Annotated in this window: 22 protein-coding genes; 6 read left to right on the forward strand and 16 right to left on the reverse strand. The window is 66.0% G+C overall.

Going from position 1 to position 21,719, the window contains the following annotated elements:
* Positions 1 to 49: 49 nt before the first annotated feature.
* Genes FFS21_RS03885 through FFS21_RS03895 form a run of 3 tightly spaced genes read right to left on the reverse strand, consistent with a single transcriptional unit; the run spans position 50 to position 2,595 of the window.
* Positions 50 to 826, reverse strand: a complete 777-nt coding sequence (locus FFS21_RS03885; RefSeq protein ID WP_137923626.1) for an SPOR domain-containing protein — start codon at positions 824 to 826, stop codon at positions 50 to 52.
* Between the two features lie 45 nt (positions 827 to 871).
* Positions 872 to 1,720, reverse strand: coding sequence for a type III pantothenate kinase (locus FFS21_RS03890; protein WP_137923627.1), 849 nt, complete (start codon positions 1,718 to 1,720; stop codon positions 872 to 874).
* A complete protein-coding gene (locus tag FFS21_RS03895) occupies positions 1,717 to 2,595 on the reverse strand; it encodes a biotin--[acetyl-CoA-carboxylase] ligase (RefSeq protein ID WP_137923628.1) in 879 nt (292 codons plus the stop codon). Before FFS21_RS03895 ends, FFS21_RS03890 begins: the two co-directional genes overlap by 4 nt.
* A 138-nt stretch (positions 2,596 to 2,733) precedes the next feature.
* On the opposite strand from FFS21_RS03895, the gene FFS21_RS03900 reads away from it, so the two are divergent.
* Genes FFS21_RS03900 through FFS21_RS03920 form a run of 5 tightly spaced genes read left to right on the forward strand, consistent with a single transcriptional unit; the run spans position 2,734 to position 7,739 of the window.
* On the forward strand, positions 2,734 to 3,864 hold the full coding sequence (locus tag FFS21_RS03900) for an MlaE family ABC transporter permease (RefSeq protein WP_137923629.1): 1,131 nt from the start codon (positions 2,734 to 2,736) through the stop codon (positions 3,862 to 3,864).
* Positions 3,865 to 3,872: 8 nt separating this feature from the next.
* Entirely contained in the window at positions 3,873 to 4,712 is an 840-nt protein-coding gene (locus FFS21_RS03905) for an ABC transporter ATP-binding protein (RefSeq protein WP_137923670.1), read from the forward strand.
* Positions 4,712 to 5,653, forward strand: a complete 942-nt coding sequence (locus tag FFS21_RS03910; RefSeq protein WP_171020316.1) for an MlaD family protein — start codon at positions 4,712 to 4,714, stop codon at positions 5,651 to 5,653. Before FFS21_RS03905 ends, FFS21_RS03910 begins: the two co-directional genes overlap by 1 nt.
* 44 nt (positions 5,654 to 5,697) lie before the next feature.
* On the forward strand, positions 5,698 to 6,411 hold the full coding sequence (locus FFS21_RS03915; protein ID WP_237379994.1) for an ABC-type transport auxiliary lipoprotein family protein: 714 nt from the start codon (positions 5,698 to 5,700) through the stop codon (positions 6,409 to 6,411).
* Between the two features lie 41 nt (positions 6,412 to 6,452).
* Positions 6,453 to 7,739, forward strand: coding sequence for a VanZ family protein (locus FFS21_RS03920; RefSeq protein ID WP_137923632.1), 1,287 nt, complete (start codon positions 6,453 to 6,455; stop codon positions 7,737 to 7,739).
* Between the two features lie 21 nt (positions 7,740 to 7,760).
* Here FFS21_RS03920 and pcp read toward each other — a convergent pair whose 3' ends face one another.
* From pcp to FFS21_RS03965, 9 genes are all read right to left on the reverse strand, one after another.
* A complete protein-coding gene (pcp, locus tag FFS21_RS03925; RefSeq protein WP_137923633.1) occupies positions 7,761 to 8,411 on the reverse strand; it encodes a pyroglutamyl-peptidase I in 651 nt (216 codons plus the stop codon).
* A 10-nt stretch (positions 8,412 to 8,421) separates the two neighbouring features.
* On the reverse strand, positions 8,422 to 9,372 hold the full coding sequence (locus FFS21_RS03930; RefSeq protein WP_137923634.1) for a DUF979 domain-containing protein: 951 nt from the start codon (positions 9,370 to 9,372) through the stop codon (positions 8,422 to 8,424).
* 3 nt (positions 9,373 to 9,375) lie between these two features.
* Positions 9,376 to 10,110 carry a DUF969 domain-containing protein gene (locus FFS21_RS03935; protein ID WP_137923635.1) on the reverse strand — a complete coding sequence of 245 codons (735 nt, stop codon included), beginning with the start codon at positions 10,108 to 10,110 and terminating at the stop codon, positions 9,376 to 9,378.
* 76 nt (positions 10,111 to 10,186) lie between these two features.
* Entirely contained in the window at positions 10,187 to 10,927 is a 741-nt protein-coding gene (pxpA, locus tag FFS21_RS03940; RefSeq protein ID WP_137923636.1) for a 5-oxoprolinase subunit PxpA, read from the reverse strand.
* 57 nt (positions 10,928 to 10,984) lie between these two features.
* Positions 10,985 to 12,004 carry a 5-oxoprolinase subunit C family protein gene (locus FFS21_RS03945; protein WP_137923637.1) on the reverse strand — a complete coding sequence of 340 codons (1,020 nt, stop codon included), beginning with the start codon at positions 12,002 to 12,004 and terminating at the stop codon, positions 10,985 to 10,987.
* Positions 12,001 to 12,651 (reverse strand): 5-oxoprolinase subunit PxpB, encoded by a 651-nt coding sequence (gene pxpB / locus FFS21_RS03950; protein WP_137923638.1) that lies wholly within the window; start codon positions 12,649 to 12,651, stop codon positions 12,001 to 12,003. Before pxpB ends, FFS21_RS03945 begins: the two co-directional genes overlap by 4 nt.
* 355 nt (positions 12,652 to 13,006) lie before the next feature.
* Positions 13,007 to 13,999 (reverse strand): lipoyl synthase, encoded by a 993-nt coding sequence (gene lipA, locus FFS21_RS03955; RefSeq protein WP_137923639.1) that lies wholly within the window; start codon positions 13,997 to 13,999, stop codon positions 13,007 to 13,009.
* 63 nt (positions 14,000 to 14,062) lie between these two features.
* Positions 14,063 to 14,788 (reverse strand): lipoyl(octanoyl) transferase LipB, encoded by a 726-nt coding sequence (gene lipB / locus FFS21_RS03960; RefSeq protein WP_137923640.1) that lies wholly within the window; start codon positions 14,786 to 14,788, stop codon positions 14,063 to 14,065.
* Between the two features lie 63 nt (positions 14,789 to 14,851).
* Complete coding sequence (locus tag FFS21_RS03965) at positions 14,852 to 15,217, reverse strand: DUF2917 domain-containing protein (RefSeq protein ID WP_137923641.1); 366 nt, start codon at positions 15,215 to 15,217, stop codon at positions 14,852 to 14,854.
* A 198-nt stretch (positions 15,218 to 15,415) separates the two neighbouring features.
* Between FFS21_RS03965 and FFS21_RS03970 the strand changes: the two genes are divergently transcribed.
* On the forward strand, positions 15,416 to 16,372 hold the full coding sequence (locus FFS21_RS03970) for a transcriptional regulator GcvA (RefSeq protein ID WP_137923642.1): 957 nt from the start codon (positions 15,416 to 15,418) through the stop codon (positions 16,370 to 16,372).
* A gap of 7 nt (positions 16,373 to 16,379) precedes the next feature.
* On the opposite strand, the gene xerC is transcribed toward FFS21_RS03970, so the two are convergent.
* The 4 genes from xerC to mrdA all read right to left on the reverse strand — a co-directional run bounded on the left by xerC (position 16,380) and on the right by mrdA (position 21,716).
* On the reverse strand, positions 16,380 to 17,453 hold the full coding sequence (xerC, locus tag FFS21_RS03975; RefSeq protein WP_137923643.1) for a tyrosine recombinase XerC: 1,074 nt from the start codon (positions 17,451 to 17,453) through the stop codon (positions 16,380 to 16,382).
* 10 nt (positions 17,454 to 17,463) lie between these two features.
* The gene (locus FFS21_RS03980; protein WP_137923644.1) at positions 17,464 to 18,135 is read right to left on the reverse strand and encodes a DUF484 family protein; all 672 of its coding nucleotides are present in this window, start codon (positions 18,133 to 18,135) and stop codon (positions 17,464 to 17,466) included.
* Between the two features lie 62 nt (positions 18,136 to 18,197).
* Entirely contained in the window at positions 18,198 to 19,340 is a 1,143-nt protein-coding gene (gene rodA, locus FFS21_RS03985; protein WP_137923645.1) for a rod shape-determining protein RodA, read from the reverse strand.
* A gap of 12 nt (positions 19,341 to 19,352) precedes the next feature.
* Complete coding sequence (gene mrdA / locus FFS21_RS03990) at positions 19,353 to 21,716, reverse strand: penicillin-binding protein 2 (protein ID WP_137923646.1); 2,364 nt, start codon at positions 21,714 to 21,716, stop codon at positions 19,353 to 19,355.
* Positions 21,717 to 21,719 lie beyond the last annotated feature (3 nt).

The raw sequence follows: 21,719 nt of genomic DNA on the forward strand, positions 1-21,719 counted from the left end.
GCCCCTCTCCCCCGCCCCTCTCCCGCAAGCGGGAGAGGGGAAAAAACCATCAGCCCCGCGCCGCACCTTCGACGCGCGCCTGCATCCCTCCCTTGCAAGCCTGCATCACCTCCGCCCCATAGCGCTGGCGCACCTCTTCCATCCGCGCGCGCAGCGCTTCGTCCGTGGTTGCCACGCGCAGCCATTGGCGCGAGATATTGCGCGGGGCGTCGCTGATCAGCGCCGTGCGGACGCCCTGGCCTCGCAGGGATTCCAGGAATCGATCCGCGCGCTCCCGTTCGCGGAACAGGCCTAGCGATACCGTGAAGGACTCCGCTTCCTCATTGCTGACCACCGAGACATCCGTCACCTTGCGGCGGCGTAGTTCGGCCAGCTTGCGGTCGGCGTTTTCGCGCGTGGCCTGCGCGGGCAGATGCACCCACCAGCGCACCTGTTCGCTGCGTTCGAACTGATCTACCGGCAACGTGCTGCCCGCTGCAATCGCCACCAGATCCTCGCGTGCGTGAGCGACGGACTGCGCCGTGAAGCCGCCCATTTCCATGCAGCTATCCTCGGCCCGCACGGGAGCCGATGTCGATGCCAGCGTGACCTTGCCGGGCGTGGCGCTGCGCGGTGCGGGCGTGGCGGCGGGCGCAGACGCGTCGTCGCGCGGTTGCAGTTCCATCCGTTCGCCGCGCACCTGCTGATCCACACGCTGTGGCTCGCGCGGGCTTTCGAACAACCCTGAGAAGGGCTGCGGACCGAACGCGCCCAGCAAGGCCGCCAGCAGCAAGGCGTTGGCCACCAACAGGGCGATCAGCAGGATGTTCAGACCTTTCCGGGACATGGGGAAGCGCGCAGGTGTTTGTCAGTAGGAGCCAGGGTCGGCCAATCAGGCAGGTTGCGCCATCGCATGCAACCCAAGCAGCACAAGATTATCGTGCATCTCGAAGGGCATCGCGAGCGCGCCGGCCACCGCGTGGCGCGCTCCACCCGACAGCAGGCAGCGCACCGGCCCGCGTTCGCCCAACGCGCGCCAACTGCGCTCGATGGCACCGGCCTGTGCAGCCAGGCAGCCTGCAGCGATGGCATCGTGAGTGTTGTCTGCGCCCAACGCTCGCACCGCGCGCGCGGCGCCCGCACCGGTGTCCAGCACATCGAGTTCGGGCAGTTGCGCCGTGTTGCGCGCCAGCGTGCCCAGCATCAATTCCAGCCCCGGCAGGATCAGCCCACCCTCGAAGCGCGCCCCTTCCGGCGTGGCCGTGACGATATCGAGCGTCGTCGCCGTGCCGGCCGTGACGATCAGCAGCGTCTCCCCGGGCAGCCAGCGATGCGCGCCGATGCTGCCGACCCACCGATCCACGCCAAGCTGCGTGGGCTCGCGATACCCATTGACGAGGTTGCCGTACGCGCTGACCGTGCGTACCCATTGCAGCGGTACATCGCCCGGCACGTCACCGAATGCTTCGGCCAGCAGCGCCTCGACCTCTCCGGCCAGCGTGGCACCGGCCACGTTGGCGATCCAGACAGCCGGTGCCACCCCGGCACCTCGCAGATGACGCCATGTACCCACCAGCGCGGCCCGCTCGGCCGGCACTGCGTGCGATGCCGCACCGGCGTGCTGCCACGGCGTGGGCAGCGCACCCGACTGGGTAGTCTGTGCAAGGGGTGGCGGCTGGCTATCGTCGCACCATGCCCACTTCAACCGTGTGTTGCCGATGTCGATCAGCAGTGCGCTCATGCCGGGGCTCCACGCAGCGAGACTTCGCCGCTGGTGATCGGCTCCAGCCCGTTGGCCGTCTCCAGCAGCAGGTGGCCCTCGCCATCGACGCCACGCGCCAGCCCCTCGGCCACCACCGCGCCGTCGTGCAGCAGCCGCACCGGCTCGTTGCGGAACGCGTCGCGCGCAGACCATGCCGGGGCCAGCGGTGCAAAACCTTCGGCCAGAAATACTTCGCGCATCGCCGCCAGCCGGTTCAGCACGGCACCGAGGATGCGCGTGGGATCGCGATGCGGATCGAAAGTCGGCAGCACCTCGGCCACGCCCGACAGGTCGCGACCCAGCGCCGCTTCCATGCGTGCATCGCGTACGAGATTCAGGCCGATGCCGATCACGGCCCACAGGCGCTGCGGCCCCGCAGGCACCGACTCGATCAGGATGCCGGCCAGCTTGCGGCCATCCACCTGCAGGTCGTTCGGCCACTTGAGCCCCACCGCCGTCGCCGCCCCGCAATCCTCCAGCGCCTGCGCCACGGCCAGCCCTACAGCCAGGCTCAGTCCGCTGAGGCGCGCCGGCGCCAGTGCCAGCGGCATCGCTACCGAAAATGTCAATCCAGCCTGCCCTTGCCACGGACGCCCTTGCCGACCGCGACCGGCTGTCTGCCGATACGCCACGCGCACCTGGGCCCGCGCGTCGTCCCAGGTTGCCGAGCGGCATGCCTGCGTCAGGTCGGCATTGGTCGAACCCGTCTCGGCCACGACATCGACCTGCCAGTCTCGCGCCGCGCCACCATCGAGAGTGCGCCGCAAGACGCTTTCATCGATGTGCCACGCCGGCAGCGCGGCAGCATCGTCGGTGAGGGCAGAGATCGGCGTGGAGGTTGAGCGGTCGGGCATGTAGGAAAAATCCGGGTAACGAAACGCGGGCGCGGGGCTGCCGAGATTGTAGCTGTGGCCGTGTCAGAGGATGTCTGGCGGCAACTCGGCGATGGGTAGCATAGAATCGGGACTCAGCCATCACATCATCACCCTCTTTTGGACAGCCCCCCGACGCCCGCCATCGACATCTCGCGCCAGGACGGCGCCTGCAGCGTCAGCCTGCAGGGCGACTGGACCGCGCTCGCGCTTGCCGGCTGCCATGAGGCCAAGGGCCTGCGCGGACAACTGCAGAAGCTTGCCGGCGCACCCGACAACACGCGCTGGTCTCTTGCCGCCGTGACACGGCTCGACCACATCGGTGCGCAACTGATCTGGCAGGCGTGGAACGGCCGCATGCCCGAGCGCGTGGAACTGAACGAGGGCCAGCGCCGCGTGTTCGACCGCATCGCCGGGCTGCGCAACGATGGCTGGAAGAAGACGATGGTCGACCGGTTCAATCCGATCACGCTCTTCGGCGCCGCGCTGATATCGTTCTTCGCGCAACTCGGGGTGGGCATCACGATGCTCGGCCAGCTGACCTTCGACCTGTTCCGCTTCCTGCGTGCGCCGCAGCGTGGTCCGTGGCGCGAGATCTCGGCCAATATCTACAACGTGGGCTACAAGGCGCTGGGCATCACGGCGCTGGTGGGGTTCCTGATCGGCATCGTGCTGTCGTACCTGTCCGCCAACCAGTTGCGGATCTTTGGCGCCAGCACCTTCATCGTCAACATCCTGGGCATGGCCGTGATCCGCGAACTGGGTCCTGTGCTGGCGGCCATCCTGATCGCGGGGCGCTCGGGCTCGGCCATCACCGCACAGATCGGCGTGATGCGCGTGACCGAGGAGCTCGATGCGATGCGCGTGATGGGCATCTCGCACGGCTTCCGGCTGATCATGCCGCGCGTGATCGCGCTGGCCATCGCCATGCCGCTGCTGGTAGCGTGGACGGATCTCATGGCCCTGCTCGGTGGCATGACCGCCGCGCGCTTCCAGCTCGGCATCAGCTTTGCCTTCTTCCTGCGCCAGCTGCCCGATGCGGTGCCCGTTGCCAACCTGTGGCTCGGGCTCGGCAAGGGCGTGGCATTCGGCATGCTGATCGCGCTGACGGCCTGCCACTATGGCCTGCGCATCCGGCCCAACACGCAGAGCCTGGGCGAAGGGACGACGGCATCGGTGGTGACGTCGATCACCGTGGTGATCATCGCCGACGCGATCTTCGCCATCCTCTTCAAGGACGTGGGGCTATGACCGATTCCATGCCACCCGACGTCCAGCGCGGTACGCCACGCGAGAAAATCATCGAGGTGCGCGACCTCGTGAAACGCTATGGCGACAACGTGGTGCATGACGGCCTGAACCTCGACGTCTATCGTGGCGAAGTCCTGTCGATCGTCGGTGGCTCCGGCACCGGCAAGACCGTGTTGCTGCGGCAGATTGTCGGGCTCGACCGGCCCACCTCCGGCACCATCCGCGTGTTTGGCGAGAACCCGGCCGCGCTGACCGCCGCGCAACTGCAGGCCCTGCGCAACCGCTGGGGATTGCAGTTCCAGCGCGGCGCGCTGTTCTCGGCACTGTCCGTGATCGACAACATCGCGCTGCCGCTGCGTGAATTGCGCGCGTTGCCGGACAACCTGATCTGCCAGGCCTCGCTGCTGAAACTGCAACTCGTGGGACTCTCGGCCAAGGATGCCGACAAGATGCCATCCGATCTTTCGGGCGGCATGATCAAGCGCGTGGCGCTGGCCCGCGCACTGGCACTGGAACCGGAACTCGTTTTCCTGGACGAACCCACTGCCGGCCTGGACCCGATGGCGTCCGACGACTACGTGGACCTGATCCGCGAACTGCGCCGCGAGCTAGGCCTGACCGTGGTCATGATCACGCACGACCTGGACACCCTTGTGGCGCTGTCCGACCGCGTGGCCGTGCTGGCCGACCACAAGGTGCTGGCCGCCGCGCCCATCCCCGAAGTCATCCGGGTCGATCATCCTTTCATTCGTGAATATTTTCTGGGCGACCGCGCCCAGCGCGCGCTGCAGGCGCTGCCCGCCCCGCACGGGTCCGGCAACTCCGCAGCGCCCAGTGGAGACACCTGATGGAAAACAAATCGAACGCCTTTCTTGCCGGCGTGTTCACCATCGGCCTGGCCATCCTGGTGCTGTTCGCGCTGTTCTGGTTCAGTAGTGACCACGCCGTGCGCGTGCCGTACGACCTGATCACGCGTTCCACGGTGAACGGGCTCGGGCCGCAGGCCGATGTGAAGTATCGCGGGCTCGACGTGGGCAAGGTGGTATCCATCAAGTTCGATCCGCAGGTGCCGGGCCAGATCATCGTGCGCATCACCGTCAACCAGGACACGCCGATCACGCGCACCACCTATGCCACGCTCGGTTTTCAGGGTGTCACCGGCATCGCGTACGTGCAACTGGACGATACCGCGCGCGAAGAGGGCGCCAGCACCAACTCGCCGCGCCTGCCCACTTCGGCGCGCGAACCGGCGCGGATCGTGATGCGGCCCGGCTTCTTCGAGGAACTGGAGAAGCGTGGCGACTCGCTGCTGACGCAGACCGAAACGCTGATGGCATCGCTCAACGAGATGTTCCAGACCACCAATCGCGACGAGCTCATGTCGGCGATCAACTCGGTGCACCAGACCGCCGAGGATTACTCGAAACTCGCCAAGTCCCTGCAACCGGCCGTGAACCAGTTGCCCAAGGCCGTGGAAAACCTCAACGCCACGCTGGCCTCCACGCGCCGGCTGGCCGACGACCTGGCCAATCCGAATGGCACGGTGATGTCCACGGTGAATCGCGTAGGCGAGAACATGCAGGGTGCCGCGGATTCCGTGCAGAAGGCCGCCGGCATCTTCACGCAGGAAACGCTGCCACAACTCAACGGCCTGGCACGCGACGCACGGCAGACCGCGCGCAGCATCGACCGCGCAGCCGGCCAGTTCAACGACCAGCCCAGCAGCGTGCTGTTCGGCGGCCCGTCGCCCACGGCAGGTCCGGGCGAGCCGGGCTTCCAGGCGCCTTGAACCCGAACATGAAGCGCACCGAGCGCCCCAGCCGAGATTCCGCCATGAATGCTTCCGCCCTCATCCCTTTCGCGCGCATCGCCACACTGGCCACGCTGCTGGTTCTCACCGGCTGCGGCGTGTTGCCTCAGTCGCGCAGCACCACCACCTATGACCTCGGCCCGCTGGCTGCCGCGCCATCGCAACCGCCTGCCCGCCTGCCCAAGCTGCGCGTGGCCGAGACCGATGGTCCCACGTGGATGGATGGCCGTGGCATCTACTACCGTCTGCAGTACACGCAGGCGCAGCGGTTGCAGTCGTACGCGACGCAGCGCTGGGTCGACGCCCCGACGCGGCTGTTCGACGACCGGCTGCGCGATGCGGTGTCGGGCCGGGGCGAACTGACCTGGTATGGCGACACCAGCGTGCCAGCCATCAAGGTGGACCTGCTGGGTTTCGAACAGGTCTTCGATACGGCCACCAGCAGCCGTGGCGTGGTGCGTGCGCGCGCCACGGTATTCCACAAGAACCTGATCGGGCAGAAGACATTCGTTGCCGAGCAGCAGGCGACGAGTGCCGATGGCGCAGGCGGTGTGAAGGCGCTGGCCGCGAGCAGTGACGCAGTGATCGCCGCCATCCTCGACTGGGCAGCCGCGTTGCCGCTGGAAGCCGCGACGGCCACCGGCCCCGCCGCGTTGCCGCGCGCCAATCCGCCATCGCGCGACAGCGTGCCGATACCGCCCGTGGACACGCCAAAAGCCACGGCGCCGCGCCAATGAAGCGTACAGTGCTTAACCCGTTGTAACGGTTGCGAGCCGTCATGCTTTCGGACAGCGCCCCGCCTCCCACACCGCCGCAGGACTTGCGCCAGCCCGAACTTGAAGGATGGCTGCCCCGCCATTCTCCGCTGGCGCGCGTGGGGCTGGTCTGTTTCACACTGCTGGTGGCCTACGCCAGCCTGTATCCATTCACCGGCTGGACCAACAACGGTATCTCGCCGTTCGCATTCCTGAGCGCACCCAAGCCGCGCTACATCACCGAGTTCGACCTGCTGACGAACGTCATCGGCTACTGCCCGTTCGGCGCACTCGTGGTGTTGTCCCTGCACCCGCGTGTCTCCGGGGCGCGGGCCACGCTGATCGCCTTCGTGGCCGGCGCGCTGCTATCCGCCGTGATGGAAGCGCTACAGACCTGGCTGCCCACGCGGATCTCGTCGAACATTGACCTGATCACCAATGCGCTCGGGGCACTGCTCGGGGCCGCCGTGGTGGCACCGTTCACCGGCGCATTGATCGATCGGGGCACGCTGACGCGCCTGCGGCTCGCATGGTTCGAACCGCATGCGAGCTTTGCCATCGTCCTCGTGATGTTGTGGCCCTTCGCGCAGATCTTCCCGCAGGAACATTTGTTCGGCATGGGCGGCATCGTGCGCGAGTGGCTCACCGATCCCGATTCATGGCCAATGGCGTGGGTGCAGGCGTACTTCCCCGCGCTGATTGCGTGGCAGGACAACATCGGCATCCGCACCGACGACATGCAAACGCAGTTGCTGCTGGAGACAGCCGTGACCGCATCGAGCTGGATCGGCACGGGGTTGTTTGCGTCGATCGCCATGCGGCGAACCGCGCCGATGCTGCGCATTCTGGCTGCACTGCTCACCGCCGCGCTGATCATCAAGGCCGCAGTGTCCGAGTTGCAGTTTCCGGATGACAACGCGTTCAACTGGCTCTCCGAAGGCGGCCGTTTTGCGTTGCTGACGAGTTCGCTGGTGCTGGTGTTACTGCTGCGGCTACCACGTTGGCTCCGTGCCGTGCTGGCAGTGGTGGCATTGACGGGGCTGGTCGCCTTGACCAATGTGCTGCCGTCGAATCCTTATGCGTGGGTGTCCGAGCAAGGATGGCGCATGGGCCGCTTCATCCATTTCAACAGCCTGGCGCAGTGGCTTGGGTGGCTGTGGCCGTTCATGGCGTTCACGTATGTGATCTGGCGCTTCGAGCAGGTCAGCCTGCGGCGCCGGTTGCAGCGCATTGCACGCCGCCGCGCCACCGCACGCGCAGTGGCCGCCGCTACGGACAGCCAAAGTCATCGCGAGACGAAGCAGCCTTAGCGCTCCGCCGCGCGAGGTGAATCAGTGCAGTTGCCCGCCCTGTTCGCGGATATCGTCTTTCGTCGATAGCGTGGTGGCCACCGCCACGCGCAGCCCCGCGATCAGCGTCTCCAGCGCGAGGCTCGGCGCACCAGGGTGTCGCGCGGCCTGCTCCGGCAGATAGGGGATGTGGATGAATCCACCACGTGCGACGCTCGATGCCTTCGCCAGCGCGTGCATCAGGCCATAGAAGACGTGATTGCAAACGAAGGTGCCCGCCGTCTGCGACACCATCGCCGGCACGCCCGCTGCACGCAGATCTCTTACGATGGCCTTGATCGGCAGCGACGCGAAGTACGCGGCCGGACCATCGGCGGCAATCGTGACGTCGATGGGCTGGGCGCCAACGTTGTCGGCCACGCGCGCATCGTCCACATTGATCGCCACGCGCTCGATCGACAGCTCCGTGCGGCCGCCCGCCTGCCCCACCGCGATCACCACATCGGGACGCAGCGACGTGACGAGTGCATCCATGGCGTCGATGGCCTTGCCGAACACGCAAGGCAGTTGCCGCGCAACGACCACGGCATCGCCGATATGCGCGCCATCGAGCGCCCGCACCGCCTCCCACGACGGATTGATCGGTTCCTGTTCGAACGGCTCGAAGCCGGTCAGCAAGACGGTACGGGTCATGGCGATGTCCTTACATCAGGAAATACAGCAGGAAGATATTGGCAACGAGGATGCCCAGCGCCGAAGGCACCTGCGCCCGGATCACTGCGTTGCGGTCCTTCAGTTCGAGCAGTGCAGCCGGCACGATATTGAAGTTGGCTGCCATCGGCGTCATCAGCGTGCCGCAGTAGCCCGAGAACATGCCAATGGCCGCCATCACTGCCGGGTTCGCATGGAACACGCCCACCAGGATAGGCACGCCCACGCCGCCCGTCATTACCGGGAACGCGGCAAAGCCGTTACCCATGATGATCGTGAACAGCGCCATGCCGATGCAGTACACCGCCACAGCCACGAACTTGTAGTCCATGTTGATGTACGAGGTGGTCAGGTGCGCCACGGCCTTGTCCACGCCGCCATCGAAGAACACCAGGCCGAGCATCGCCAGCATCTGCGGCAGCACCAGCGCCCAGCCCAGCGATTCGATCAGGCGGCGCGATTCGCGCAGACCCTGCACCGGCGTTTCACGCGTGAGCCAGCACGCCACCGCCAGCGAGACCAGGCAGCCGACGCCGAGCGAGACGAACGTGACGTTCTTCGGATCGAGCAGCGGCAGGCCCGCCACCTTCACATCCTTGAACACCACCGTGCCGATCACCGTAATCAGCGGAATCAACAGCGCCGGCACAAACAGCTTGTTGCCGAGGCGCTTCGCGCTGGCGCGACGTTTTTCCTCGGACAACGTGCCATGCTTGCCGATGCCCACGCCACCGAACCCGGCGATCAGCGCCATCACCACCGCAGCCACGCCGACGATGGCCGGCGGAATCTTGTCGCCGATCAGGAAGATCACTGCATAGAGCAGCCAGAACAGGCCCGTGGACAACCGGCGCGGATGCGCCTTGTCCGAGAACGTCATCAGCGACGTGATCAGCAGGACAAAGCCGGCCAGCCAGTACAGGTATTGGATCGAGATGATCATCGCTTACTCTCCCTTCGCACCAGCGGTGGCCGGCATGCCCACCGGCTTCTGCGCGCCAAGCTCGCGCTCCAGCCACATGTCCAGGCGCTTCAGGCGCACCGCATGGATCAGGAAGGCGCAAATGGCGGTCGGGATACCCCAGACGGCGATATGCAGCGGTTCCACGTCGATGTGCGAGGCCAGCAGGAACGTGTGCATCAGCGCGATGGCACCGAACGCCACGAAGATGTCCTCACCGAAGAACAGTCCCACGTTGTCCGTGGCGGCGCAGAACGCCAGCACGCGCTGGCGCACCGGCTCGGGCAAATGGCCGAAGCGGTTCTCGGCCGCGCCTTCGGCCATCGGGGCCAGCAGCGGACGCACCATCTGCGGATGGCCACCCAGGCTGGTCAAGCCCATCGCGGCGGTCAGTTCGCGCACAGCGAGGTAGACGATCAGCAGGCGGCCCACCGTGGCCGACTTGATGCGCGAGATCCACGCCTGCGCATGCTCGCGCAAACCGTGGCGTTCCAGCAGGCCGATCACGGCCAGCGGCAGCAGAATGATCAGCGGCAGACTGCGCGCCTTGACGAAGGCGGTGCCGATCGCGGTAAAGATCTGCGTAAGCGGCATCGACGCAGCAATCCCCGTGACGATGGCGGCAGCCGCCACCACCATCATGGGATTGAACCGCAAGACGAAGCCGATGATGATGACGCCGACCCCGAGCAGGGGCCAAAGATTGACAGCCGGTTCCATGGGAAACACCTGATAACGCGTGAAGCGATACGTGAAGGACTGCGTGAAATCAACCGAGCCTGCGGGGCGAATCCCCTCAGGCATCGGCACGGACGGCGATGCCTTCCGCGCCGAGCCGATCCCGGATGCGGCGCGCGAAGGCAAGCGCGTGGGCGCCGTCGCCGTGCAGACACACGGTTTCGGCACGAATCGGTACCCAGGTGCCGTCGATGGCCTGCACGCGCTGGTCGCGCACCATCGACAACGTCTGGTTCAAAGCCACTTCCTCGTCGTCGTGCAACGCGCCCGGCGTGCCGCGCTTCACCAGCGTGCCGTCGGGGTTGTAGCCACGATCCGCGAAGACTTCTTCCTTGACCGCCAGGCCCGCCTCGCGCGCCATCGTGATCATCTGGCTGTTGGCCAGCCCGAAGAAGACGAGCTTGGGGTTGTAGTCCTTCACGGCGCGCACGATGGCCGCACACAGTTTCGGATCGCGCACGGCCATGTTGTAGAGCGCGCCATGCGGCTTCACATGCGCCAGTTGGCCGCCCTGTGCGCGCACCATCGCGTCGAGCGCGCCGATCTGGTACAGCACGTCGGCGTAGACCGCCTCGGGATCGCGCTGCATCTCGGTGCGGCCAAAGTTCTCGCGATCCGGAAAGCTCGGATGCGCGCCGATGGCCACGTTCTTCTCCAGCGCCCATTTCACGGTCTGGAGCATGGTGGCCGCGTCACCCGCGTGCCAGCCGCACGCGACGTTCGCGGAGCTGATCAACGCGATCAGCGCCTCGTCATTGCCGCAGCCTTCGCCAAGGTCTGCATTGAGGTCGATTTGCATGGGCGTTCTCCGTAGGGGACGGTAGTTGTGGGGGCTTGGAAGACTCAGGCGAAGCGTTCAGGCAACGAAGCGAGTCGTCGTTCGTCGTCGTGCGGCAATCTGCATGCCGGCGCCCTGCCAGCGCAGTGCCTGGTCGATCTGCCGCAGATAGCGGTCGACTTCCGCCTGTGCGGCGGCAGCCTGTTCAAGGGACACCTCGGCAAAGCGCACCGTTGCACCGAGCGGCACCTGCGCCAGGCGCCAGAGGTCGGCGCCAATCACGGTGCCGATCTTCGGATAGCCGCCCGTGGTCTGCGCATCGCTCATCAGCGCGATGGGCTGGCCGTTCGGCGGCACCTGCATCACGCCCGGCATCACCCCATGCGACAGCAGATCTGCCGAGCGCTCGGCCCGACGCGCCAGCGCAGGACCCTCAAGACGCAGGCCCATCCGGTTGCTCTGCGGCGTGATGGTCCAGTCTGCCGACCACAGCGCTTGCTGCGACGCCGGCTCGAAATCGGGATACTCGGGACCCGGCAGCAAGCGGATGGTCAGCGCACTGCCCTCGCGATTGGCGGGCAACGCCCAGCCCGGCGCAGCCACGCCGAGCCAGTCGCGGTCTTCCTCGATACCGGGCCTGCCCGCAGGCAGACGATCGCCATCGCGCAGCACGCGGCCTTCGAAGCCGCCGAAGTTCGATTTGAGATCCGTGCTACGCGAGTTCATCACCAGCGGCACGTCGATGCCACCGGCCACGCAGAGGTAGGTGCGCGTGCCGCCGCGCGCTGCGGGCAGCGTCAACGTCTCGCCACGGCGCACGTCGAAGGCATGCCACGACCACACGGGCACGCCGTCGAGGTTGGCGCTGCATTCGGCGCCGGTCAGTGCCACGCGCATATCGGCCTCGAACCGCAACGCGGCACGGCCCAGCGTGAACTCGATGGCTGCCGCGCCCGGCTCGTTGCCGAGGAGTCGATTGCCCACCTGCAGCGCCAGCCCATCGGCGGCACCGGAACGGCCCACACCGAAGCGCCGGAATCCCACACGGCCCAGATCCTGCACCGACGCCTGCGCGCCAGGTCGAATGATCTCGATCACAGCAGCACCTCCTCGGCGATAAAGCGCACGGTATCGCCCGGCGCGAACAGCGACGGCGGATCACGGTCGGCCACGAACAACTGCGCCTCCGTATGGCCGATCAACTGCCAGCCTCCCGGAAGCACGGCCGGATAGATACCCGTCTGCTCGCCGCCGATGCCCACCGCACCCGCCGGCACCGCCAGACGCGGCTCGCGACGACGCGGCGTGGCCAGCTCCGGCGCCAGTCCGCCCATATATGCGAATCCCGGCTGGAATCCGAGGAAATACACCACGTACTCACCCGCCGCATGACGGCGCACCACTTCCTGCGGCGACAGTCCCGTATGCGCGGCCACATCGGCAATATCGGGCCCGAACTCGCCGCCGTAGCGGACGGGAATCTCCACGAGCTTGCCCGTGGCATTGCGCGTCTCGCCCGACGCCCACGCCACCTTCAGGTTGCGCTCCAGCGCGGCCACATCGGCCGTCTCGTCAAACGACAGCGTGAGATTGTTCATGCCCGGCACCACATCCACCACACCCCGCCAGTCGGCAGCACGCTCGGCCATGGCCCAGATACGGCGCTGGACGTCGAGCGACGCCGGCGGTGCCACGCTGTAAAGGAGAGCCTGCTCGGCCAGACGGTGAACGGTGCATTGAGGCATGAGGGGGCCATGAAAGATCGCGTTGAGGGTCCAGGTAGTGTAGGCACCACAGACACCCCGCGCGACGTCGCCAACAAACCCGATGTGACTCAATCGAATTTCATTGACGATTTATCGATAAATTCATGTTATCGAAACATGACCATGCCCGGCACCTCGGGGGAACCCTTAGTGTTTGTGCACTGTTAGGGGGAAGTTGGGGGGCGTTTGGGGCGAAAGTTACTGATAAGCAACCCAAGCAGAAAGGACTCTGAAAGACTTCCGCAAACATTCAGGACGAAAAAAAACCGGCCAGCGAGGCTGACCGGTTTTCGGCAGGGGAGACGATCCCTGTTACGGCATCACACTTCCAGACTCAGGCAAACCCTGCCAGATGCGCCTGCTCGTCAGCGTGGTACGAGCTGCGGACCATGGCGCCGACGGCGGCGTGGGTGAAGCCCATCTTGTACGCTTCTTCCTCGAACATCTTGAAGGTGTCCGGGTGGACGTAGCGCATCACCGGGAGGTGATGGTTCGACGGTGCCAGGTACTGGCCGATCGTCAGCATGTCGATGTCGTGGGCGCGCATGTCGCGCATGACTTCGAGGATTTCCTCGTCGGTCTCGCCCAGGCCCACCATCAGGCCCGACTTCGTTGCCACGTCCGGGTTGCGGCGCTTGAACTCCTGCAGCAGCTTCAGCGAGTGCTCGTAGTCGGCGCCGGGGCGAGCCTGCTTGTACAGGCGCGGCACCGTTTCCATGTTGTGGTTCATCACATCGGGCGGCGCGTTCTGCAGGATGTCCAGGGCCTTGTCCAGACGGCCACGGAAATCGGGCACCAGTACCTCGATGCGGGTGTTCGGCGACAGTTCCCGGGTCTGCGAGATGCAATCGACGTAGTGCTGCGCACCGCCGTCACGCAGGTCATCGCGGTCCACGCTGGTGATCACCACGTAATTCAGGCGAAGCTGGGCGATGGTACGCGCCAGGTTGCCCGGCTCGTTCACGTCGAGCGGATCGGGGCGGCCATGGCCCACGTCGCAGAACGGGCAGCGGCGCGTGCACTTGTCGCCCATGATCATGAACGTGGCTGTGCCCTTGCCGAAGCACTCGCCGATGTTCGGGCAGCTCGCTTCCTCGCACACGGTGACGAGGTTGTTCGCGCGCAGGATGTCCTTGATCTCGTAGAAGCGCGAGTTGCCAGTGGCGGCCTTCACGCGAATCCATTCCGGCTTCTTGAGCCGCTCGGCCGGCACGATCTTGATGGGGATGCGCGCGGTCTTCTCGGCCGACTTCTGCTTCTTGGTCGCGTCGTATTCTGCGGGGGCTTGCGGGACTTCGCTGGACGTGGCGATCAGTGCGTCGCTCATACTGTTCTCCGCACGCGCGGCCGCGTGCATGTGTGGCGTTGATTCGGGGCCGGGCGTGCCATCTCAGGCGGCCTCGGCGGCGGCGTTCCCGCTGACCTGCGCACGCGATTCGCGCGCCGTCAGGACTTCGCACAGGGCCGCCGCCAGGCGATGCGCGATTGCGGGTTGTTGTGCCGCAGTCACCGGCGATGGCTCCGCGCCGGCATCGTCGCCCACCGCGAAGGTGGCGCCCGCTGTTGCCATGTCGACTGTTTCCAGTCCGGCATAGCCGCAGGGATTGATGCGCAGGAACGGGTTCAGGTCCATCTGCACGTTGAGGCTGACGCCGTGATAGCTGCAGCCGTTGCGGATCTTGAGGCCGAGCGCGGCAATCTTGGCGCCCTGGTGCGGCCCGTCGGACAGGTAGATGCCAGGCGCGCCGGGCTTGCGTTCGGCTGCGAGATTATACGCCGCGAGCGTGTCCAGTACGGCCTGCTCGATATCGGTCACCAGTTCACGCACCATGAGGTGGCGACGCCGCAAATCGAGCAAGAGATAGGCCACGACCTGGCCTGGACCGTGATAAGTGATCTGGCCGCCACGATCGATTTTGACGACCGGAATCGCGTCATCGGGAGCCAGCAGGTGCGACGGGTCGCCGGCCTGACCGAGCGTGTAGACCGGTGGATGTTCAACCAGCCAGATCTGGTCGGGGGTCTCGGCGGTACGTGCGGCGGTGAAGTCCCGCATCGCGTCGAAACAGGGCTGGTAAGGCTGGCGGCCCTGATCGATGACTTGGATCGGATGCATGCCCGAGAGTGTAACGAAAAGGGCCGGCCTACGCTGGGCAGGCCGGCCCTTCGGAGACGGCTTTCAGGCCCGGACCTTCTCCTCGGCCGGGGTCCATTCGGTGCCTCGCACCAGCCGCTTGCCAGCGCGCAGCAGCAGGTGCGGCAGATCGGCCAGCGTCAGCGCCGGGCGGCGTGCTTCGGCAATCAGTGCCAGCCGAACCGGCCCCGAGGCGCGCGGATCAATGCTGAGCACGATCTCGTCACCGCGCCGCAACAGCAGGCTGCTGCCGCAGCGGAGCCAGTAATCCTCCGAATCGTTCTCGCGGGTCACCCAGATATCCACACCTTTGGCATCTTCCACAAACAGACGTTGGGCGGCGTGCATCGACAGCGCGGTGACTTCGCCTGGGTTCAGCGTAAAGACGGTCGTTGTGAGCAAGGCTTTCATGGTGGTTCTCCAGGTTCCCGGGGGCGCCGCCGTATTGTCGGAATGGCCGGAACTGGCTTGGTGACTGGACCAGAACAGTTCCGGGTGTTGTTGGCGGGATCCGGTGCATTGGATTCTAGTGACTCCCAACAGCGCGGCAAAACGATATATATTGCGGTGTCTTGTTAGCACGACTCACATAGGAAAAGGGGTGCCGCCATGGCCTGGAGCGGGAGTTGGAATCCGGATGACGCGCGCAGCTGGAAGCGGGAGTTTCCGCGCCTGCCGGCGCTGGCCGCCCTGCGCACCTTCGAGGCGGCAGCGCGCCACGAGAGCTTTTCTCGCGCGGCCTCGGAGTTGTTCGTCACGCACGGTGCGGTCAGCCATCAGATCCGCGCGCTCGAAGAAGAACTGGGGCAGCCGCTGTTCGAGCGGCGCGGCAAGCGCGTGGTGCTGACCACCAGTGGCCGGCTCTATGCCGAGCGTGTCCGCGACGCGCTGCTGCAGATTGCCGATGCCACGCGCGTGCTGCAATCCGGCAATCGCGACAAACGCCTGACCATCAGCACCATGCCGTCTTTTGCCGCGCGCTGGCTGACGCCACGCATCGGCAGCTTTATCGAGCAGCACCCGGAACTGGAAGTGGAACTGCTGTCGTCGAACGCGCTGGTGGACTTTGCCAATGAAGAAGTCGACGCGGCCCTGCGCATGGGTAGCGGCCAGTATCCGGGCCTCTATACGGAGCGGCTGGTCGAGGACGTGTTCTTCCCGGTCTGCAGCCCGAACTTCAACGGCGGGCGCCTGCCCGAGCAGCCCGCGCACATGGCCGGCATGCCGCTGCTGCGCGGCGAGGGCGATCCGTGGAAACCGTGGTTCGAAGCTGCGGGGCTCGACTGGGCGGAGCCGACCAAGGGCCTGATGCTGCAGGATTCGTCACTGTTGTTGCAGGCCGCCGCCGAAGGCCAGGGCATTGCGCTGATCCGCTCGACGCTGGCCTACAACGATCTGCTGGCCGGGCGCGTGGTCAGGCTGTTCAACGTCAGCATCCCGTGTCCGTGGCTGCTCTACTTCGTCTCTACCCACGCCAGCCTGGAAACGCCCAAGGTGCAAGCCTTCCGACAGTGGCTGCTGCCCGAGATGGAACGCTTCAAGAACATCCTTTCTCAGTGGAAGTGAGCCGCCGCTAGTCTTTCGAGCCTTCTTCGTCCGACGACGTATCGGCCTTGGGCGCGGAGGTGGACTTCTTCCTGCCGCCCCGTCCCGCCCTCGGATGGGCCTGATCGTAGACCTTGGCCAGATGCTGGAAATCCAGCGAGGTGTAGACCTGGGTCGTGGACACGCTCGCATGGCCGAGCATTTCCTGCACCGCGCGCAGGTCGCCCGAGGATTGCAGCACATGGGTGGCAAACGAGTGCCGCAGCATGTGTGGATGGACGTGGCTGGGCACGCCGGCTGCCAGCGCCTGCTGGCGGATACGCTGCTGCACGGTGCTCGATGCGATCCGTCGGCCCCGCGTACCGAGGAACAGCGCGTGCGTATCGTCGGGCGTGGCGTCGGGACGCAGCAGCGTCTGCCGCACGCCGAGCCAGGCGCGCAGCGCCTCCACGGCCTTGCTGCCCACCGGCACGGTGCGCCGGCGCGAGCCCTTGCCGATCACGGTCACCTCGGCACTGCGGAGATCGAGCCAGCCTTCCGAGCGGTAGTCGCCCTCTTCCGCATAGTGCACGTCGAGCTGGATCAGCTCGGAAAGCCGCAGCCCGCTGGAGTAGAACAGTTCGAACATCGCCTGGTCGCGGACCGCCTCCGCGGTATCGCCAGTGCGGTGCGACACCAGTGCGACGGCGTGCTCCACCGACAGCGCCTTCGGCAGCGGCTGACCGCGACGGGGCGCGCGCACGCCATCCACAGGATTGGCCGTCACGCCGTGCCCATACCGGGCCGCCCACAGATAGAAGCCGCGCCACGCCGACAACGAGCGGGCGATGGTGCGCGCGGAGAGACCGCCGCCGTGCATGCGGGCGGCGAACGATCGGATATGTCGGGTTTCGAGCGAGAGTAGTGCCACGCCCGCTGCCAGGCGCTGTGCATGCTCTTGCAGCACGGCCAGGTCGTGGGCGTAGCTCGTCAGCGTGTGTTCGGCCAGCTTGCGGTTGGTGGCCAGCCAGTCGAGGTACTGCAGCACCAGCGGATCGGGTGTCGGCTTTTGCGACGAATTGCCTGCCGCCGCATCATCCTTGCCCTGCTGGTGGCTGCGCATGGCGAAAGGGTCAGTCGCGCAGGCGATTCAGCGCGGCACCGGCCACTTCACCGATCTGCGCCAGATAGGCGGTGCCCATGCCTTCGTGGAAGCGTCGCGTCTCGGGCGAGCCCAGCACCAGCAGGCCGAATGCCGGCCCCGCAACTTCCTCGCCCGCCTTGGCCGGCGGACGCAGCGTCACCATCGCCAGCGAGGCGATATCGTCCCGCTCCAGCAGCGCAGCCGCCTCGAAGCCGCTGTTCGGGCCGCAGAACGGCGCGCGCAGACCTTCGGCAAAAAGACGCAGATCGTCGCTAGCGGCCTGCGCCACTTCCATATGGGAAAACGCCTCGCCCACGTTCCAGAGGCGCAGTGCCACGGCGGGCACGTCGAAGACCTGCTGCAGCCCATCCTGCACCGCATACGGCAGCGCGTGGGAATCCACCTCGGCCAGCAGGCGCAGTTGCCAGTCGTGCAGGCGCTGCTGCGTGCGGTCGTTCTCGTGACCATGGCGCACCAGATCGGCCAGCTTCAGCTCCAGCCCCTTGTTCTTCTCGCGCAGGATTTCCATCTGGCGCTCCTGCAGCGACACCGCGCGATGGCTGTGCGGGCTGGTCAGTTGCACGGTGGCGAGCAGTTCGGCGTGGTCCTCGAAGAACTGCGGGTTGCTTTGCAGATAGGCGGCGACGTCTTGGGCGTTCATAGGCTTCTACTGTGTTCAGTCCGTACTTTCACGAGGCGCAGTGTAGCCGACTCGGGTCCGGCTCAGGTCTGGATCAATCGCTTCTGGCGGGAGATGCTCATCAGGATGCCGATGCCCATGCCCAGCGTCACCAGCGCCGTGCCCCCGTAACTCAGCAGCGGCAGCGGCACACCCACCACGGGCAGGATCCCGCTCACCATGCCCATGTTCACGAATGCGTAGGTGAAGAAGATCAGCGTGATGGAGCCTGCCAGCAGCCGTGAGAACAATGTCGGCGCGTTGGCGGCAATATAAAGCCCCCGGAAGATCAGCAGCAGGTACAGCACCAGCAGCACGGCATTGCCGATCAGCCCGAACTCCTCCGAATACACCGCGAAGATGAAATCGGTGTGCTTTTCCGGGATGAACTCCAGGTGGGTCTGCGTGCCCTTGAGCCAGCCCTTGCCGGCCACGCCGCCCGACCCGATCGCGATGATCGACTGGATCGTGTGGAAGCCCTTGCCGAGCGGATCGGTGGTCGGGTCCAGCAGCGTGCAGACACGGTGTTGCTGGTAGTCATGCAGTACCGGCCAGTTCACGCCCGGCTTGCACATATCGGTCTGGAAGGTCAGCAGCAGCGAGATCGCCACCACGCAGATGCCAAGCAGCGGCAAGATGATCTTCCACGACAGTCCGGCGAAGTAGATCACGTAGAGTCCGGCGGCCAGCACCAGCAGCCCCGTGCCAAGGTCGGGCTGCTTGGCGATCAGGCCCACCGGAATGCCGAGGATGACCAGCGCCACGATGAAGTCGAACCATCGGATCACCCCCTCGCGCTTCTGGAAGTACCACGCCAGCATCAGCGGCATCGAGATCTTCATGATCTCCGATGGCTGGATCACCATCCCGACATTGAGCCAGCGCCGCGCCCCCTTGCGGATCAGGCCGAACATCGCCACGGCGATCAGCAGCGCCACCCCTACCGTGTAGAGCGGCACCGCAATCCGCATCAGCAACTGCGTGGGCATGAAGGCAATCACGATCATCACCACGTACGACAGCAGGATGTTGCGAAGCTGGTCTTCCACGCGCCCCGGCATGTCGATGGCGGCGGAATACAGCGCCACGATGCCGGTGGCGAAAAGCAGGAAGACGATCAGGGCCAGCGGCTTGTCGAAGCCGGTCAGGGCCGTGCGGATCATCGAGATGACGCGGCGTTTGTCCATGGCGCGTCTCCTTTACTGTGAGGCGTTGTTGCGTGGCGCGCCGGCGTCCGCCACTTCGGCGGGCTTGACCGGCCGCGCACGCGGCTTGGGCGCCGGCGCGGAGGCAGCGGCCGGGGTGGCGCGCGCTGGCGTGGGAGGTGCCGGCGGGGCGGAGGCGGCCGGCTTGCTGTGGCCCAGCGCCCGGAGCATGCGGGCATCGAGCGTCGCCACCGCCGAGGCCGGCGCAATCGCGGCCGGGTCCAGTTGCGTGGCGATGGAGTCGGACGCCGACCGGGCCGATGGCACCGACGCCGCGGCCACCGCGCCCGGCGCGCTGGCGCTGGCCGAGGCTTCGGTCATGGCGCCCGGTGCCGTCTGCATCACCGTGGCGGAGGCCGCATTGGCGGTCAGGCCCGTGGTGAACACGCTGGGCGTATCCACTGGCGGCCGGCCACCGGCGCGCTCGCGCTCCTCGGGCGGCGGCGCGCTGGCCTGCAGTTCCTCGGGCCACTTGCGCAGCAGGTAGTAGTCCATCACCTTGCGCGCGATAGGCGCCGCCACCGCTGCGCCGAAACCGGCGTTCTCGACGATCAGCGCCAGTGCGATCTTCGGCTTGTCGGCAGGCGCGAAAGCGGTGTACAGCGAGTGGTCGCGCTTGCGCTCCTCCAGCGCATGGTGGTTGTACTTCTCGCCCTTGGCCAGCGTGTACGTCTGCGCCGTGCCGGTCTTGCCCGCCGATTCGTACGCCGCGCCCGCGAATACGCGTGCCGCCGTACCGTTGTGCGTCACGGCGACCATCGCCTTCTTGATCACGTCGATATCGGACTGCTTGAACGGCAGCCGGTAGCTTTCCTTGGGCACGGTCAGCGTGCGCTCGCGCGTGACAGAGTTCTCCACCGCCTTCACCAGGTGAGGCTTCATCGCCGCGCCGTTGTTGACGATGATCGACACGGCATTGGCCAGTTGCAGGATCGTGAAGCTGTTGTAGCCCTGTCCGATTCCCAGCGAAATCGTTTCGCCGTCATACCACTTCTGCTGCTCCGGCTTGCGGTACGCCTTGCGCTTCCATTCGGTGGACGGCAGGATGCCTTTGCTCTCGCCCTCGATGTCGATGCCCGTGATCTGGCCAAAGCCCAGCGGCTTCATGAAATCGTGGATCGCATTGACACCCATGTCGCGTGCCAGTGCGTAGTAGTAGGTATCGCACGACTGGACGATCGATGACTGCATGTCCACCCAGCCGTGGCCGCCCGGCTTGTCGTCGCGGAACGTGTGGTTGCCCAGCGTGAAGAAGCCGGGATCGTGCATGCCCCACGCGGCCGTGCGCTTGCCCGTGGTCAGCGCGGCCAGCGCCATGAACGGCTTGTACGTGGAGCCCGGCGGATACGTGCCGCGCAGCGGCCGGTTCAGCAGCGGCTTGTCCGGCGAGTTGTTCAGTTCGTCCCAGGTCTTGGAATCGATCCCTTCCACGAACAGGTTGGGGTCGTAGGTCGGCTTGGAGACGAACGCCAGGATGTCGCCGGTTTCCGGTTCGATGGCCACCAGCGCGCCACGGCGATCCCCGAAGAGCTGTTCGGCCAGTTGCTGCAGCCGGATGTCCAGCGAGAGGATCAGGTTGTTGCCGGGCGTGGCCGGCGACGTGGACAGCGTGCGGATGGGACGCCCGCCCGCGCTGACTTCCACTTCCTCGAAACCCGTCAGGCCGTGCAGCTCGGTCTCGTAGCTCTGTTCCAGTCCGATCTTGCCGATGTAATTGGTGCCCTTGTAGTTGTCAGCGTCCTTGCGCGGATCGTACTTGGCGCCCTCGGCGTCGTTGGCCTCGTCCATGGCCTCGATCCGCTCCTGGTCGCGCTGCGAGATCCGGCCGAGGTAGCCCACCACGTGGCTGGCCGATTCGCCCAGCGGATACTGGCGGAACAGGCGAGCGCGCACATCGACGCCCGGAAAGCGGAAGCGCTGGGCGGAGAACTTGGCCACTTCCTCGTCGGTCAGCTGGCTGCGCAGCGGCAGGCTCTCGAAGCTGCGCGATTCTTCCATCACCCGCTTGAAGCGGCGGCGGTCGCGCGGCTGGATATCGACCAGCCCCGACAACGCCTCGATGGTGTTGTCGAGCGTATCGGTCAGCTTGGACGGTGTGATTTCGAGCGTGTACGCCGAGTAGTTGCGCGCCAGTATCACGCCGTTGCGGTCCATGATGATGCCGCGATTCGGCTCGATCGGCGCCACGGAGATGCGGTTGTCCTCGGCCTTGGCCGAGTACTGGTCGTGCTTGTACCACTGCAGCCACACGAAGCGGGTCATCAGCAGGCCAAAGCAGATGACCGTGAACAGGGCGGCAGCCGCCACGCGGATGCGGAAGCGGCCGATTTCCAGTTCGACGTTGCGGATTTCGGTCATGGC

Source organism: Cupriavidus sp. 2SB (genome assembly GCF_005503625.1).
In the GTDB taxonomy this organism is placed as follows: Bacteria; Pseudomonadota; Gammaproteobacteria; order Burkholderiales; family Burkholderiaceae; genus Cupriavidus.

Coding starts and splice junctions, on each gene's coding strand:
- FFS21_RS03885 (WP_137923626.1), bottom strand. CDS start 826: ATGTCCCGGAAAGGTCTGAACATCCTGCTGATCGCCCTGTTGGTGGCC.
- FFS21_RS03890 (WP_137923627.1), bottom strand. CDS start 1,720: ATGAGCGCACTGCTGATCGACATCGGCAACACACGGTTGAAGTGGGCA.
- FFS21_RS03895 (WP_137923628.1), bottom strand. CDS start 2,595: ATGCCCGACCGCTCAACCTCCACGCCGATCTCTGCCCTCACCGACGAT.
- FFS21_RS03905 (WP_137923670.1), top strand. CDS start 3,873: ATGCCACCCGACGTCCAGCGCGGTACGCCACGCGAGAAAATCATCGAG.
- FFS21_RS03910 (WP_171020316.1), top strand. CDS start 4,712: ATGGAAAACAAATCGAACGCCTTTCTTGCCGGCGTGTTCACCATCGGC.
- FFS21_RS03915 (WP_237379994.1), top strand. CDS start 5,698: ATGAATGCTTCCGCCCTCATCCCTTTCGCGCGCATCGCCACACTGGCC.
- FFS21_RS03920 (WP_137923632.1), top strand. CDS start 6,453: ATGCTTTCGGACAGCGCCCCGCCTCCCACACCGCCGCAGGACTTGCGC.
- pcp (WP_137923633.1), bottom strand. CDS start 8,411: ATGACCCGTACCGTCTTGCTGACCGGCTTCGAGCCGTTCGAACAGGAA.
- FFS21_RS03930 (WP_137923634.1), bottom strand. CDS start 9,372: ATGATCATCTCGATCCAATACCTGTACTGGCTGGCCGGCTTTGTCCTG.
- FFS21_RS03935 (WP_137923635.1), bottom strand. CDS start 10,110: ATGGAACCGGCTGTCAATCTTTGGCCCCTGCTCGGGGTCGGCGTCATC.
- pxpA (WP_137923636.1), bottom strand. CDS start 10,927: ATGCAAATCGACCTCAATGCAGACCTTGGCGAAGGCTGCGGCAATGAC.
- pxpB (WP_137923638.1), bottom strand. CDS start 12,651: ATGCCTCAATGCACCGTTCACCGTCTGGCCGAGCAGGCTCTCCTTTAC.
- lipA (WP_137923639.1), bottom strand. CDS start 13,999: ATGAGCGACGCACTGATCGCCACGTCCAGCGAAGTCCCGCAAGCCCCC.
- lipB (WP_137923640.1), bottom strand. CDS start 14,788: ATGCATCCGATCCAAGTCATCGATCAGGGCCGCCAGCCTTACCAGCCC.
- FFS21_RS03965 (WP_137923641.1), bottom strand. CDS start 15,217: ATGAAAGCCTTGCTCACAACGACCGTCTTTACGCTGAACCCAGGCGAA.
- FFS21_RS03970 (WP_137923642.1), top strand. CDS start 15,416: ATGGCCTGGAGCGGGAGTTGGAATCCGGATGACGCGCGCAGCTGGAAG.
- xerC (WP_137923643.1), bottom strand. CDS start 17,453: ATGCGCAGCCACCAGCAGGGCAAGGATGATGCGGCGGCAGGCAATTCG.
- FFS21_RS03980 (WP_137923644.1), bottom strand. CDS start 18,135: ATGAACGCCCAAGACGTCGCCGCCTATCTGCAAAGCAACCCGCAGTTC.
- rodA (WP_137923645.1), bottom strand. CDS start 19,340: ATGGACAAACGCCGCGTCATCTCGATGATCCGCACGGCCCTGACCGGC.
- mrdA (WP_137923646.1), bottom strand. CDS start 21,716: ATGACCGAAATCCGCAACGTCGAACTGGAAATCGGCCGCTTCCGCATC.